The following is a 13,279-nucleotide window of genomic DNA, read 5'->3' as shown; positions in this document are numbered from 1 at the left end:
CGAGGTCTCCCCATGTCCGACGCGTCCATCGTCTGCTCCCACCTGTCCTTCTTCTGGCCCGACGACACCCCGGTCTTCACCGACCTGTCCTTCAGCGTGGGCGGCGGCCGTACCGGGCTGGTCGCGCCCAACGGCGCGGGCAAGAGCACGCTGCTCAAGCTGATCGCCGGCGAGCTGCGCCCGCGCGGCGGCTCCGTCACGGTGGAGGGCGAGCTCGGCTACCTGCCGCAGACCCTGCCGCTCACCGGCGACCTGACCGTGGCCGAGGTGCTCGGCATCGCGCCCGTGATCGCCGCGCTCGACGCCATCGAAGCGGGCGACACGGCCGAGGAGCACTTCACCACCATCGGCAACGACTGGGACATCGAGGAGCGCACCCGCGCCCAGCTCGACCGGCTCGGCCTCGGCGGTCTCGCGTTCGACCGCCGCCTGGAGACGCTGAGCGGCGGGCAGATCGTCTCACTCGGCCTGGCCGCGCAGCTGCTCAAGCGGCCGGATGTGCTGCTGCTCGACGAGCCGACCAACAACCTCGACCGCGCCGCCCGCCGCCGCCTCTACGACGTGCTCGGCGACTGGAACGGCTGCCTGCTGCTGGTCAGCCACGACCGCGAGCTGCTCGACCGCATGGACCGCATCGCCGAGCTCGAGCGGGGCGAGATCCGCTTCTACGGCGGCGGCTTCACCGCGTACGAGGAGGCGGTGCGCACCGAGCAGGAGGCCGCCGAGCGCAGCGTGCGCAACGCCGAGCAGGAGCTCAAGCGCGAGAAGCGGGAGATGCAGCAGGCCCGCGAGCGCGCCGAGCGGCGGGCGGGCAACGCCGCGCGCAACCTGAAGAACGCCGGTCTGGCCCGCATCGTCGCGGGCGGGCTGAAGCGCAGCGCGCAGGAGTCGGCCGGGCGGGCGGGCCAGATGCACGCCTCCCGCGTCGGCGACGCGAAGGCCCGGCTCGAGGAGGCCGAGCGGGCGCTGCGCGACGACCAGAAGATCGTCATCGAGCTGCCGGACACCCGCGTGCCGGCCGGGCGCACGGTGTTCGAGGGCCACGGGCTGCTGGCGCGGGGCCTGTTCGCGGAGCCGGGCATCGATCTGTCCGTACGCGGCCCGGAACGCATCGCGCTGACCGGCCCGAACGGCGCGGGAAAGTCCACCCTGCTCCGCATGATCAACGGCGACCTCGCGCCGGACTCCGGCACGACCCGGCGGGCCGAAGGGCGGGTCGCGTACCTGTCGCAGCGGCTCGACCTGCTCGACCCCGCCCGTACGGTGGCCGAGAACCTGGCCGCGTTCGCCCCCGGCATGGCCGCGGCGGACCGGATGAACCTGCTGGCCCGCTTCCTGTTCCGGGGCCAGAGCGCGCACCGGCAGGTCGGCGTGCTGTCGGGCGGCGAGCTGCTGCGCGCCACGCTGGCCTGCGTGCTGTGCGCGGAACCGGCTCCCCAGCTACTGCTGCTCGACGAGCCCACCAACAACCTCGACCTGGTCAGCGTGGGGCAGCTGGAGAGTGCGCTCGGTGCGTACGAGGGGGCGTTCATCGTGGTCAGTCACGACGAGCGGTTCCTCACGGAGATCAAGGTGGAGCGGTGGCTTGAGCTGTCGGACGGCCGGCTTCTGGAGACCGCCGCCCCCGCCTGATGGCCCGCCCGGTCTCCGGGAACGGCCGGCCTCGCCTGACGGCCGCCGCACGCCCCTGATGCCCCGCACGCGTGCGGGCCGGGCGTCAGGGGCGTGGGGCACGGCGGTCGCGGCGGGCCTCCAGCTCCTCCTCGCTCACCGGGATGAGCATCGGCTGCCCTCTCACCCCGAACATCGTCACCACGAACGTGGTCTCTTCGTCGGAGAGGTTGTTGGCGTCCTGGTAGTGGATGACGTCGCCGCCCGGCTCCCAGAACGCCTCCCCGGCCTTGATGACGCGTTCCGGCTCGCCTTCCAGCTCGAAGAGCATCTCGCCCTTGATCAGGTATCCGAAGGCGGGCCCGGTGTGCCGGTGCGGCGGGTTGCCCTCGCTGCCGGGCGGCAGGGTGACCAGGATCGTCATCACCTCCGCGTCGTCCGGCACCGGTGGCGCCGGCACCGACGCGACGAGGTCGATCGCCGGCGGCGGGGTGGTGGCGTTCGGGTTGTCGAGGTGGTGAACGTGCTCGGCTTGCATGATGTCCCCGTTCCTGACCGGCCGGAAGGCTCGTCCGGAGCGGGGCTCGGTCCCCTGTCTCGCGCGCGGCCCTGCTCGTGTCCGGTCGGCGGGGTTACGCTGCCCGCCCCGCCGCGCGGCTACCGGGCGGCGGCTTCAAGGCTTGGTGACGATCGGCACACGCGGGCGTTGCCCGCTGCCGATCGTCGTGGCGGGGCGGGCACGTACGGAACGGCGCGCCCGCCCGCGCGGGCTCACGGGATCTTGTACTCCTGCGCCTGGCCGCAGTAGCTGGTCCCGAACGGGGTGTTGCTGAAGCGGCAGACCTGCACCACGACCCGGTCGATGGTGCGCACCCCCGCCGAGTCGGAGAGCGAGAAGGCGAACTTCACCGTCTCGTCGTCCGCCTTGTACGTCTCGGTGTCGACCAGCTCGCTCCCGTAGTAGCCGCTGAAGGTGGCCGTGGAGTGCATGTCGTCGGGGTTGCACACGCTCGGCTTCACCTCGTCGAGGAGCGCGCCTTCGATGTCGATCCGCGGCCGGATGACGGGGCCGTCGTAGCGCTGGATGGTGCCTTCGGTGGACCCGCGCAGGCAGGCGTCGCCCGAGTCCGCGGCGAACGGCACCGCCTCGGCGGCCAGGGCGGGTGGGGCGGCCAGAAGGCCGGCGGCGAGCACTGCACTGATCGATAATCCGGCGAGCAGACGCACGAGATCACCTTTCCGTTTCTGCGGAATTACCGAGATTCCTGACCGTGGTGGTGAGCTTCGGTCATGACGGCCTGTGCCCGTGATTACAGCCCGCAGCGTGAATTTCGGTCAAGGTCCGTTCCGCGCTCGGTCACCGTCCCGCTTCCCACGCCTCCCGTACCAGGCCCATCGTCACCGACGTCCACCATTTCCCGCCGACCTCGATGGAACTTTCATAGACGCGCTCCTCTCGGAATCCGAGGCGTTCGTACAGCCGCCTGGCCCCCGTGTTGTGCGCGTAGACGCCGAGGGTCACCCGGGAGACGTCCGGGTCGGCGAAGGCGGTGTCGAGCGCCGCGGCCACCATGGCCGCGCCGTAGCCCTTGCCCCGCGCGTAGGGCGCCACCAGAACAAGTCCGAGGCGTACGGCGCTGTCGTCATCGACGGGCCGCAGCGAGAAATGGCCGATGACGGCGCCGGCGGGATCGGTGGCGACCAGGAGGCGGCGGTCGGAGTCGGCGGCCCGCAGAGCGAGGAGCTGCTCCCCGGCGAAGGGCCAGGTGAAGCCGGATTTGCCGGACCACAGAATGAGCGCGTCCAGGCTGTCGATCCAGGTGGCGATCGTGGCGGCGTCGGCGGGCTGGAGGTCGCGGAGGTGGAGCATCGTTCACTATTAGCGCAGCGGCGACGCAGCGGGCAAACCCGTTGTGGCCGGTCCGTGATCAGGACCCGCATGATCGCCGCATGAAGGAGACGATCATCGCGCTGGCGGCCTGCGGGGCCGTGCTGGCGCCCGCCGTTCCGGCGCACGCCGCGCCCGCCGAGGACCCCTTACGCGCGCTGAAGAGCAAACTGGTCGCCGGCCACGGCGTACGCTTCACCGAGACCACCGTCCTGTCGGGCGACGGCAAGATCACCCTGCAGAAGCGCAAGGGCGCGTTCCAGTTCGACAAGAAGGGCATCGCCGCCTCCGACATCACCGCCACGTCGAAGTCGCGGCCGCGCGAGCGGGTCATCGGCGTGGGCACGTACACCTACACCTCGGGCGGCATCTACGCGGGCAAGCTGGCCTCGGGGGCCACCTGGTACAAGTCGCGCGGACTGCCCGGCGGCGGGGCCGGCTTCCACGGCCAGGTCATCAACCCCGCCGAGCCGAAGACTCTGGCCGCCCTGGTCAAGAAGGGCCGGCTGTCCGGCCGTACGCTCACCGGGAAGATCACGTTCAAGGACCTGGCGAAGGTGTCGCGCTGGTTCGACGCCTCGATCCCGCTGCGCATGCACAACGACACGAAGGTCTCCTACACGCTCACGCTGTCGGCGTCGGGGGTGGTGAGCCGGGTGAAGAGCTCGTACGCGGCCACGGGCGTGTTCGGCACCAACGCCCACGAGGGCAAGACGATCACGATCGACAGCCGGTTCACCGGGTGGGGCGCCAAGACGCGGATCAAGGCCCCTGATCCCGGCAAGGTGACGACCGAAGCGGCGGACTGAGGCCCGGCCTACGGTCCGATCAGGGCGGCGGCGCGGGCTTCGAACAGCTCGCGCTCGCGCGCGTTGCGGGTCAGCCCGGCCGCCCGCGCGAACTCGGCCGCCGCCTCCTCGTCCCGGCCCAGCCTGGCCAGCAGGTCACCGCGTACGGCCGGGAGCTGGGCGTACCCGCGCAGCGCCCGCTCGGCCACGAGCGCGTCGGCGATCTCCAGCCCGCGTTCGGGGCCGTACGCCATGCCGACCGCGACCGCCCGGTTCAGCTCCACCACCGGCGACGGCGCGACGTGGGCGAGCAGCCGGTAGAGGGCGGCCATCCTGGCCCAGTCGGTGGCCTCGGGAGTGAGCGCCCTGGCGTGGCAGGCGGCGATGGCGGCCTGCAGCGCGTACGGGCCCAGCCTGCCCAGCGCCTCGGCCCGGCCGAGCGCGGCCAGGCCGCGGCGCACCAGGAGGCGGTCCCAGCGGCTGCGGTCCTGATCGAGGAGGAGGATCGGGCTGCCGTCGGGAGCGGTCCTGGCCGGGATGCGCGAGGCCTGGATCTCCATCAGCGCGACCAGCCCGTGCACCTCGGGCTCGCCGGGCATCAGCCCGGCCAGGACGCGGCCGAGCCGCATCGCCTCCTGGCACAGGGACGGCCGGACCCAGTCGTCGCCCGCGGTCGCCGCGTACCCCTCGTTGATCAGGTAAATGATCTCCAGCACCGAGGCGAGCCGGGCGGGCAGCTCCTGGGGTGGGGGCAGCTCGATCGGCACCTTCTTGGCGGCGAGCGCGCGCTTGGCCCGGGAGATGCGCTGCCCCACGGTCGGCTCCGGCACCAGGAACGCCCGCGCGATCTCCTCGGTGGTCAGGCCGCCCAGGACGCGCAGGGCCAGGGCGATCCTGCCCTCGGCAGGCAGCACCGGGTGGCAGACGGTGAAGACGAGCCGGAGCAGGTCGTCGCCGATGTGATCGTCGAGCGCCGCGTCGAGGTCGTGCTCGGCGAGGTGCGCGCGCAGCTCCAGGTCGCGGCCGACCTCGCGCAGCTTGCGCTCGTACGTGTCGCGCCTGCGGAACCGGTCGATCGCGCGATGCTTGGCGGTCGTCATCAGCCACGCGCCCGGATTATCCGGTACGCCGTTGCGCGGCCACTCTTCCAGCGCCGCCACCAGCGCGTCCTGTGCGAGCTCCTCGGCGAGACCGACGTCGCCGACCATGCGGGCGAGGCCGGCGATCACCCGGACGGACTCGATCCGCCACACGGCCTCCACCGCACGGTGGGAATCGGCTGACGTCACGCCTCCTGGATACCGCATCAGGACGCGCGGCGCGCGCCCGGCTCAGGGGGCGGGTCCTGACCTCGTACAACGCGTAGCTGATCAGCTCCTTGGCCTCGGCGAACGGCCCGTCGGTGACGGCCAGCCGGCCGCCGGACACCTCGACCCTGGCGCCCTCGGAGCTGGGTGCGAGCCCGCTCTGGTCGAGCAGCGCCCCTGACTCGGTGGCCTGCCGGCCGAGCTCCATGATGGCCTCCATCAGCTCGGCGGGTGGCGGTCCTTCTGGCTGGGCGTTGACGCGCAACGTGACCAGGTAACGCATGGCGGTCTCCTTCTGTACGAGATGGGCGGACTCAGGCGGCGGTACGAGCCGTGTGCGATGGCGTGGAGTCAGGCGGCGGTACGGGCGAAATGCAGCGACACCAGCGACAGCCAGCACCAGATCGCCACAATCCCGGCGACGAATCCGAGCGTGCTCCAGGCCGCGCCGCTCCCGCTCACGATCCCCGCGAACGCCGCCAGGAACGTCGTCCCGGTGATCCGGGAGTAGGTGGCCCAGCCGCGGCGACCCTCGCGGGCGAACCGGGAGGCGACAACGTAGCAGGCCGCGGTCATGCACAGGAACCCGGCGCCGCCGACGGCGAGGTGGGCGAGCCCGGACGCGGTGACCGTACCGGGGCCTTCGGGGGTGCCGGCCGGGAAGCCCATCGCCGGGTCGGCGGGGAAGATCGCCGCGCCGATCATGCTCGCCCCGTACGCGGCCACCAGCATCGGCGCCAAGCGCGAGCCCCGCCCTGGAGCCGTCGCCGCGCGCAGCCCGGCCGCGCCGCCGATCGTGAGGAGGGCCGTGACGAGGAAGTTCGCGGTCTGGATCCAGCCGAGGTCACCGTTGGCGAGCAGGCTCCAGGAGCGCCTGGTCAGGTCGAAGCCGTCCCGGGTCAGCGCCTGCGCCAGGCCCGCCGTCACGTACAGGGGCCCGGCCGCGATGCCCAGCGCCAGCAGCGGGCGGGGGGAGCCGGAGGTGGTGGAGAGGGATGCGGTCGTCATGGTCGTCGTCCTCGCGTTCGCGGGCCGCCCCGTGCGGCCCTGTCACGTACGCGGCGAACGGAACGCCCCGATTTCGACGACCGCCCCGGAAAATCTTGAAAAAGAGGACGGCGGCCTCGGGAGGCGGAGGGCCCGAGGCCGCCGGGGGAGAGGCGGGGAGCCGCCGAGGGCTTCCCGCCTGGAGGAGCGTCAGGGGGGCGCGGGGCCCCGCTGAGGGCTCCCGTGAGGGGGCGCAGGGCGCCACCGAGGGCTCCCCGCGAGGGGGCGCAGGGGTCGCGGAGGGCTCCCCGCTCTGGGATCGTCAGGGCGTCGCGGGGGCGCCGCCGAAGGTGACGATGAGGCGGCCGTCCGAGGCGAACGACCAGCTCAGCGGGCCGCTGTAGGAGGAGCAGCGAGAGCCGTTCGAGCCCATCCAGAACTGGTTGGAGCCGTCGGCGTTGCCCACGATCTTGTCGTTCGACCCGCTGCCGCTGCGGCACGAGACGTTGTTGCGGAAGACCGACGTGCCGGCGTCGAAGGTGAAGTTGCGCTGGGCGTTGTCGATGCCGACGTTGTCGGAGATCGTCATCGTGCCCGGGTTGCGGTTGTAGGTGAAGCCGTGCTTGCCGTTGCGGTAGGCGATGCTGCGCCGGATCACGTGGTCGACCCCGATGTCCTCGCCGCCGAGCTTGTAGCCGTTGCGGTCGCCGTTGCCGGCCTGGCTGCCGTCGCTGAGCGTGCCGTTGTTGTACGACAGCGAGTCCTCGATGGTCACCGGCCCGATGGGGCCGGTGTCGTCCTTGGTGTAGAGGTCCCAGCCGTCGTCGATGTTGTTGCGGGCGACCGAGTAGCGGAAGACGTTCCCGGAGCCGACGGTGAGCTTGGCGGCGAAGCCGTCGGCGTCCTCGCCGTCGGAGTCGGCGTTGTCGTGCGACAGCGCGCTCAGGATGAGGTTGTTGGACGGCCACTGGTCGCGCGGCGTGTCGGAGGCGATCCTGGACAGCTGCAGGCCGGTGTCCCTGTTGTAGCGGGTCACCGTGCGCTCCAGGATGTTGTTGCTGCCGCCGACGAAGATGCCGTTGTCGCCGGCCCGCTCCACCACGATGCCGTAGATGTGCCAGTACGACCCGTTGACCGCGAGTCCTCGGTTGGCCGAGTTCTCGCTCTGGGCGGAGAAGTTCAGGATCGGCGTCTCGCCCGGGTAGGCGGAGATCTTCTTGCGGGCGCTGGAGGTGCCGTTGTTGCCCGGCGCGATGGTGATCGTCTGCGAGTGGTTGTACGTGCCGCCGCGCAGGTAGATGGTGCCGCCGGGGGCGATGCGGGTGATCGCCGAGGTGAGCGTCGTCGGGTCGGACTGGGTGCCGCTCGCGCCGTCCCTGCCGTTGGGCGCGACGTACAGGACGTCGCTGGTAGGCGGGTCGGTCGGGTCCGGGTCGGGATCGGGGTCGCCGCTGCCTGCCGTTTTGAGCGTCCACTGCTTGGTGGCGGCCGAGTCGCAGGAGTTCTGTTGCAGCGCGGCACCTGACGAGGTGGAGTTGTCCTTGACGTTGAGGCACTTGCCGCTGTTGACGTTGACGACCCGGTAGTTCGAGCCGGACTCGGTGAGCTGCCAGGTCTGGGAGGCGGCGCCCGTGCACGTTTCCTGCTGCACGGCCTTGCCCGCGCTGGTGGAGGCGTCCTTGACGCCGAGGCACTTGCCGCTGTGCGCGGCCTTGATCTGGTAGCCGCCGCCGGACGCGGTGATCGTGAGCACCTGACCTGCGGCGTCGGAGCAGGTGTTCTGTACGAGCTGCACGCCGTCGCCTGTGCTCTGCCCCGGCACGGTGGCGCACAGCCCGCTGGCGCCGTTGACCAGCGTGTAGTCGCCGTTCGCGGGGGCCGCCGCGGCCGGGGCGTCCACCGCGGACACCAGGCCGCCGGTCGCGATGAGGCCGCTGGTCAGGACGATGGTGAGCCTTCTGGCGAATGGTTCGTTCTTGCGCACGTCCCAGCTCCATTCGTACGAGGGGGGTGTCGTGTCCGGGCGTGCCGCCCGCCGCGGGAAGGCGGCGGTGGACGGTGGCCGTTATGCGTGGGGGCGGGCGGCACGCGCGGGTCGCTGGTGTCTGGTTCTGCGGGGTACGGGATGACAACCGGTTGCAGTAACAGTGACGTTACGCGGATGAAACGTCAATACGTCCAGGTAAAACTGCAAACGCTGCGGGACGTTCGCGCTGGTCATGCTAGAGATCACTGCAACAACCGATTGCAATATTCATGCGCTGCGGCCCCGGATCGCACGGTTCCCGCACCCGCGTGCGCCGGCTCAGGAGAAGGCGTCGAGCCCGGTGAGTTCGGCGGAGAGCGTCCAGAGCCGGGACGCGGAGGCGGGGTCGATCGCCCAGGGCTTCACGCCGCCGATGAGCATGTCGTCGGTGGTCGCCATCTCGGCGATGTCGCAGTCCTGGCAGTACGCGCCGCCGTACGCGCCGAGCCGAGGTGCGGTGGCCGCCCAAACGGCCGTCGCCGCCCCTTGGGCGGGCGTCTTGAAGCCGTCCGCCTGGCGGCCGTCCCGGTCGATCCAGCCCAGGGCGATCTGCTCGTCGCGCGGGATACGCCGCTGCAGCGGGGTGAGGATGCTGCCGGGGTGCACCGCGAAGGCGCGCACTCCGTCGCTCGCGCCGAGGGCGTCGAGATGTACGGCGAACAGGGCGTTGGCCGTCTTGGACTGCCCGTACGCGAGCCAGTGATCGTAACCGTCGCGGAAGTGCGGGTCGTCCCAGCGGATGTCCGACAGGAAATGCCCCGCCGAGGCGACGGACACCACGCGTGCCCCCGTGGGCGAGAGGGCCGGGCGCAGGTGGTTGACCAGGGCGTAGTGCCCGAGGTGGTTGATGGCGAAGTGCGCCTCCCACCCTGGGCCTATGTGCTTGTCGGGGTAGGCCATGACGCCCGCGTTGGCGATGACGATGTCGATGAGCCTGCCGGTCTGCAGGAACCGGTCGCTGAACGCTGCGACGCCGGCGAGGTCCGCCAGGTCGAGCCGCCGGACCTCCGTACGCGGGATGCCGCGCAGCGCCTCCTCCGCCACGGCGGGGCGGCGGGCGGGCACGACCACGTGCGCGCCCGCCCGTACCAGGGCCCGGGTGGCTTCGAGGCCGAGGCCCGAGTAGCCGCCGGTGATGAGAACGGTCTTGCCGGAAAGATCGATGCCGGCCAGGACGTCGTCCGCGGTGCTGTGCGCGCCGAAGCCCGAGCCGATCTTGTGCTGGGTGATCGCCATGCGCCGGAGGCTAGAATCTAGAGTGCGATCTAGGTCAAGCTACGGGCGGTGCGGCGGAGTGGGCGTGAAGGGCGGACTGTCCATCGGAGATGTCGCGAAGGCGACCGGTCTGGGCGTGCACGCGCTGCGGTTCTTCGAGCGCGAGCAGCTCTTTCTCCGTCCGATCCCGCGCACGGCCGGTGGGCGGCGCGTCTACGAGCAGGCAGATGTCGAGTGGCTGCTGCTGTGCAACCGGCTGCGGGAGTCCGGCATGCCCATCGCCACGCTGAAGAGGTTCGCGGAGCTCGTGCGGTCAGGGCCCGGCAATGAGGAGGAGCGGCTCGCGCTGCTGGAAGAGCACGAGCAGGCCGTACGGGAGAAGATCGCCGCGCTGACGGCGAGCTTGGAGATCATTCACGACAAGGTCGTGATCTACCGCAAGCACGTCGAAGAGGGGACCGCGGCCGGGGTTTGGGCGCCGACGCCCTCGGCGTAGCCGCGATCGCAGCCGGGCGAGGAGGCTGCCGGCGGGGCGCGGGCGCACGCGTTCGGCGGGCTGCCGGCGGTGTGCGCATCGGTGCATGCCCGCGCACCGCCTGGTCCCGGCCAGGCGCGGCGTGCCGTCTGCGGGACACATGGCCGTACTGCTTGGCGAATCTCCGGCCGTCCCCATACGGTCGTCGCGTGCCCATGCGTACTGAGGTCTCAAGGGCGAGACCGTGAAACCCGCCCGATCCGCGACGACCACCCCCACCGTCACGAAGAAGATCTGCGCCATCATGGCCACGGCCGCGCTCCTCACGGCGGGCTGCTCCGGCGAGCAGGAACCGCGGGCGACCCCGAGCCCTGGCGCGACATCTCCCACCGGCTCCGCGCCGCCGTCCGGCACGTCACCCGAGGCGGGCACGCTCAGCCCGACGGCCTCCACGACGTCGAGCGGTTCCCCCAGCGCCACCGCGTCGGAGCCCCCCAACCCGGCCCGCGCCGAGGGGGAGATCAGACGCGCCTGGGAGACGTTCTTCGACGAGCGCGGCTCGACCGCGGCCAAGGTGAAGATCGTGGAGAACGGCGAGATGAACGAGCTGATGGTGCAGGCGTTCGCCACGGACGAGCGGTTCGGCCACATGTCGAGCCGGGTCAGGAACGTGCGCTTCGACTCGCCGACGCAGGCCCAGGTGTCGTACGTGCTGCGCCGCGGCGAGCGGACCCTGCTGTCGAGCAGACGGGGCAAGGCGGTGCAGCAGGGCGGCCGGTGGAAGATCGCGTTCCGCACGGTGTGCTCGTGGGCGAAGTACGGCGAGGACGTCCCGAAAGCGCCCACCTGCTGAGCCGCACACGAGAGACGGCCGGACACAAGAAGAGGGCCGGACACAAGAAGAGGGCCGGACGCAAGGAGAGGGCCGGACGCAAGGAGAGGGCCGGACGCAAGGAGAGGGCCGGACGCAAGGAGAGGGCCGGACGCTGTGTGCGTTCGGCCCTCTCGTGTTCTGTCATGTGATCGGTCACCTCGGTGACCTCCGCTCAGCGGCGGCGGCGCCGGCGGCGGGCGCTAGAGCCGGCGTTCCCACCGTTACTGCCCCCACCGGGAAGATCCTTCGGCGGGCGGGCGGCCCCGAAACCCATCAAACCGAGGTAGTGCAGCATCGCCATGACAACCCCCGTTACTTAGCGAAGTGCGGTACTTCGTACTCGCATATTGATGCCAACATTTACGGCAACCCGGCGGTTCGCCGGATCCTTCCCGCGAAACGCCCCCTGGGGGCTTCATCGCCCAACTTTTACCGTCTGGCCTGTGCTTTTATCGGTGCCGGCGCTGTCTGTGGCGGTCGCGCGTACATTGGTGGCTCCGGCATGTCGAAGACGCCGCGGCCGCCCCGACTACCTGGTGAGCGGCGCCGATGGCGGTGCCGCCGTCCGTGCGAAGGAGACGACGTGAAGTTCCTGTTGATCATGCACGTGAACCCGCAGGTCTGGGACGGGCTGACCGAGGAGCAGCGCAACGCGGTGATGAACGGCCACGGCGCGTTCATGGAGACGATCAAGAAGTCCGGCGAGCTGATCGAGACCGCCGCGCTGGGCGATCCGTCGGAGAGCGCCGTGGTCCGCGTCCGCGGTGGCGTCCCGGCCGTGACCGACGGGCCGTACCTGGAGGCCAAGGAGTACTTCGGCGGCTACTACCTGGTCGAGGTCGAAAACCGCGAGCGTGCTCTGGAGCTGGCCGCGCTCATTCCCGACGCGGCGGTCGACGGCCTCGGCATCGAGGTGCGCCCGGTCGTCTTCTCGGCGACGGGCGAGGACTGAGCGGGCGGTGCGTTTCGTCCTGACCCTGCATCGCGAGCCGGAGGAGGGCCTCGGGGACGGGAGATTCCTGGCCGTGACGGGTGAGGCGGGCGAGCTGATCGGCGGGCACGCGCTCGCCGATCCGTCCATCGGTGTCGTCGTACGGGTTCTGGACGGCGTGCCGCGCGTGAGCTGCGGGACGTACGTCCAGGCCCGCCCGCCCGCCGCCGCACAGTACGTGATCGAGTGCGCGGATCGCGAACGCGCCGTGGAGCTGGCCGTACTGCTCCTCGGCGGCCGTGGCGGCGGCGTCGACGTACGGCCGGTGATGACGCCGGACGGCATGGAGATGTGACGACCACCCCCCAGGTCCGACGTGAGGACCTGGGCCGATCGCCGGGGCGGCGCGGTCGCGCGCCGGTGGCCGATGCGCGTGCGACCGCGCCCACCCGCCGATCAGGACCTGGTGAGCCAGGTGACCTGGGAGCCGTTGCTGAAGACCTCCCGGTGCGTCACCGTGAACAGGGTGGGCTGGAAGCCGCCGTTGAACATCGGGATGCCCCCGCCCGCAACCACGGGGTAGCTCTTGACGATGAGCTCGTCGATCTCCGGCAGCAGCGACGAGGCGAGCTTGCCGCCGCCTCCCAGGTAGATGTCGAGGCCGGTGTCCTCGGCCTTCAGCCTGCGTACCAGCTCGATGGGGTCGCCCCGCTCCACCTGGACGGCCGGGTCGTCGATGGTGATCGTGCGGGAGACGACGTACTGGCGCAGGTGCGCGTACGGGCTGGTGGTGGGCACGTTAGTGCGGAAGAATCCTGAGCGGCGACGGGCGCTGATCGACGCGGCCGTCGAGGTGCTCGCCAGAGAGGGAGCGCGCGGGCTGACCTTTCGTGCCGTCGATGCGGGAGCGGGCGTGCCCGTCGGCACCGCGTCCAACTACTTCTCCTCCCGCGACGACCTGTTCACCCAGGTGGGCGGGCGGATCTATGAGCGGCTGCTGCCCGATGAGGCCACCATTGCGCGCAGTCGCGAATCGCTCAACTGGCTCATCGTCGAACGTCTGACTCTGCCCGAGATCTTCACGGAGCAGGAGATCCACGACCTGGTGGACGTTGCGGTCAGGCGGATGCTGAGCGACGACTGACATCTGCTCATCGCCGGCGCGTCGCCCGGCCAC

15 protein-coding genes are annotated in these 13,279 nt (G+C 71.0%); 7 read left to right on the top strand and 8 right to left on the bottom strand.

Going from position 1 to position 13,279, the window contains the following annotated elements:
* The first annotated feature begins 12 nt into the window (after positions 1-12).
* A complete protein-coding gene (locus ACFMQL_RS40215; protein ID WP_364065093.1) occupies positions 13-1,632 on the top strand; it encodes an ABC-F family ATP-binding cassette domain-containing protein in 1,620 nt (539 codons plus the stop codon).
* An 85-nt stretch (positions 1,633-1,717) separates the two neighbouring features.
* Here ACFMQL_RS40215 and ACFMQL_RS40210 read toward each other — a convergent pair whose 3' ends face one another.
* From ACFMQL_RS40210 to ACFMQL_RS40200, 3 genes are all read right to left on the bottom strand, one after another.
* Positions 1,718-2,149, bottom strand: coding sequence for a cupin domain-containing protein (locus tag ACFMQL_RS40210; RefSeq protein WP_378789989.1), 432 nt, complete (start codon positions 2,147-2,149; stop codon positions 1,718-1,720).
* A gap of 233 nt (positions 2,150-2,382) precedes the next feature.
* Entirely contained in the window at positions 2,383-2,838 is a 456-nt protein-coding gene (locus ACFMQL_RS40205) for a hypothetical protein (RefSeq protein WP_364065089.1), read from the bottom strand.
* 130 nt (positions 2,839-2,968) lie between these two features.
* Complete coding sequence (locus ACFMQL_RS40200; protein WP_364065086.1) at positions 2,969-3,481, bottom strand: GNAT family protein; 513 nt, start codon at positions 3,479-3,481, stop codon at positions 2,969-2,971.
* Between the two features lie 80 nt (positions 3,482-3,561).
* Here ACFMQL_RS40200 and ACFMQL_RS40195 point away from each other — a divergent pair, with 80 nt between their 5' ends.
* Positions 3,562-4,308, top strand: coding sequence for a hypothetical protein (locus ACFMQL_RS40195; protein ID WP_364065084.1), 747 nt, complete (start codon positions 3,562-3,564; stop codon positions 4,306-4,308).
* Positions 4,309-4,316: 8 nt separating this feature from the next.
* Here the strand turns inward: ACFMQL_RS40195 and ACFMQL_RS40190 are convergent, their stop codons facing one another.
* The 4 genes from ACFMQL_RS40190 to ACFMQL_RS40175 form a co-directional block, all read right to left on the bottom strand.
* Positions 4,317-5,576, bottom strand: coding sequence for an RNA polymerase sigma factor (locus ACFMQL_RS40190; RefSeq protein WP_364065082.1), 1,260 nt, complete (start codon positions 5,574-5,576; stop codon positions 4,317-4,319).
* 369 nt (positions 5,577-5,945) lie between these two features.
* On the bottom strand, positions 5,946-6,602 hold the full coding sequence (locus ACFMQL_RS40185; protein ID WP_364065077.1) for a DUF998 domain-containing protein: 657 nt from the start codon (positions 6,600-6,602) through the stop codon (positions 5,946-5,948).
* A 301-nt stretch (positions 6,603-6,903) separates the two neighbouring features.
* Entirely contained in the window at positions 6,904-8,565 is a 1,662-nt protein-coding gene (locus ACFMQL_RS40180) for an RICIN domain-containing protein (RefSeq protein ID WP_364065074.1), read from the bottom strand.
* Positions 8,566-8,886: 321 nt separating this feature from the next.
* The gene (locus tag ACFMQL_RS40175) at positions 8,887-9,843 is read right to left on the bottom strand and encodes an SDR family NAD(P)-dependent oxidoreductase (RefSeq protein WP_378789986.1); all 957 of its coding nucleotides are present in this window, start codon (positions 9,841-9,843) and stop codon (positions 8,887-8,889) included.
* A 64-nt stretch (positions 9,844-9,907) separates the two neighbouring features.
* On the opposite strand from ACFMQL_RS40175, the gene ACFMQL_RS40170 reads away from it, so the two are divergent.
* The 4 genes from ACFMQL_RS40170 to ACFMQL_RS40155 all read left to right on the top strand — a co-directional run bounded on the left by ACFMQL_RS40170 (position 9,908) and on the right by ACFMQL_RS40155 (position 12,457).
* Positions 9,908-10,318 carry a MerR family transcriptional regulator gene (locus ACFMQL_RS40170; RefSeq protein WP_378789984.1) on the top strand — a complete coding sequence of 137 codons (411 nt, stop codon included), beginning with the start codon at positions 9,908-9,910 and terminating at the stop codon, positions 10,316-10,318.
* Positions 10,319-10,541: 223 nt separating this feature from the next.
* Positions 10,542-11,150 carry a hypothetical protein gene (locus tag ACFMQL_RS40165; protein ID WP_364065067.1) on the top strand — a complete coding sequence of 203 codons (609 nt, stop codon included), beginning with the start codon at positions 10,542-10,544 and terminating at the stop codon, positions 11,148-11,150.
* 604 nt (positions 11,151-11,754) lie between these two features.
* Positions 11,755-12,123: a YciI family protein gene (locus ACFMQL_RS40160; RefSeq protein ID WP_364065065.1), complete on the top strand. Its 369-nt coding sequence runs from the start codon at positions 11,755-11,757 to the stop codon at positions 12,121-12,123.
* A 7-nt stretch (positions 12,124-12,130) separates the two neighbouring features.
* On the top strand, positions 12,131-12,457 hold the full coding sequence (locus tag ACFMQL_RS40155) for a hypothetical protein (protein ID WP_364065063.1): 327 nt from the start codon (positions 12,131-12,133) through the stop codon (positions 12,455-12,457).
* A gap of 101 nt (positions 12,458-12,558) precedes the next feature.
* On the opposite strand, the gene ACFMQL_RS40150 is transcribed toward ACFMQL_RS40155, so the two are convergent.
* The gene (locus ACFMQL_RS40150) at positions 12,559-12,900 is read right to left on the bottom strand and encodes a dihydrofolate reductase family protein (RefSeq protein WP_378789981.1); all 342 of its coding nucleotides are present in this window, start codon (positions 12,898-12,900) and stop codon (positions 12,559-12,561) included.
* A 4-nt stretch (positions 12,901-12,904) separates the two neighbouring features.
* Between ACFMQL_RS40150 and ACFMQL_RS40145 the strand changes: the two genes are divergently transcribed.
* Positions 12,905-13,246 (top strand): TetR family transcriptional regulator, encoded by a 342-nt coding sequence (locus ACFMQL_RS40145; RefSeq protein ID WP_364065062.1) that lies wholly within the window; start codon positions 12,905-12,907, stop codon positions 13,244-13,246.
* Positions 13,247-13,279 lie beyond the last annotated feature (33 nt).

The organism is Nonomuraea fastidiosa, from assembly GCF_042751225.1.
Taxonomy (GTDB): Bacteria; Actinomycetota; Actinomycetes; order Streptosporangiales; family Streptosporangiaceae; genus Nonomuraea; species Nonomuraea fastidiosa.
The sequence above is the reverse complement of the archived record's forward strand: the minus strand, read 5'-3'. Positions and strand labels throughout refer to the sequence as shown.

Excerpts from the sequence above, each read along its gene's own strand:
- ACFMQL_RS40195 (WP_364065084.1), top strand. The coding sequence starts at position 3,562 with ATGAAGGAGACGATCATCGCGCTGGCGGCCTGCGGGGCCGTGCTGGCG.
- ACFMQL_RS40215 (WP_364065093.1), top strand. The coding sequence starts at position 13 with ATGTCCGACGCGTCCATCGTCTGCTCCCACCTGTCCTTCTTCTGGCCC.
- ACFMQL_RS40210 (WP_378789989.1), bottom strand. The coding sequence starts at position 2,149 with ATGCAAGCCGAGCACGTTCACCACCTCGACAACCCGAACGCCACCACC.
- ACFMQL_RS40200 (WP_364065086.1), bottom strand. The coding sequence starts at position 3,481 with ATGCTCCACCTCCGCGACCTCCAGCCCGCCGACGCCGCCACGATCGCC.
- ACFMQL_RS40175 (WP_378789986.1), bottom strand. The coding sequence starts at position 9,843 with ATGGCGATCACCCAGCACAAGATCGGCTCGGGCTTCGGCGCGCACAGC.
- ACFMQL_RS40185 (WP_364065077.1), bottom strand. The coding sequence starts at position 6,602 with ATGACGACCGCATCCCTCTCCACCACCTCCGGCTCCCCCCGCCCGCTG.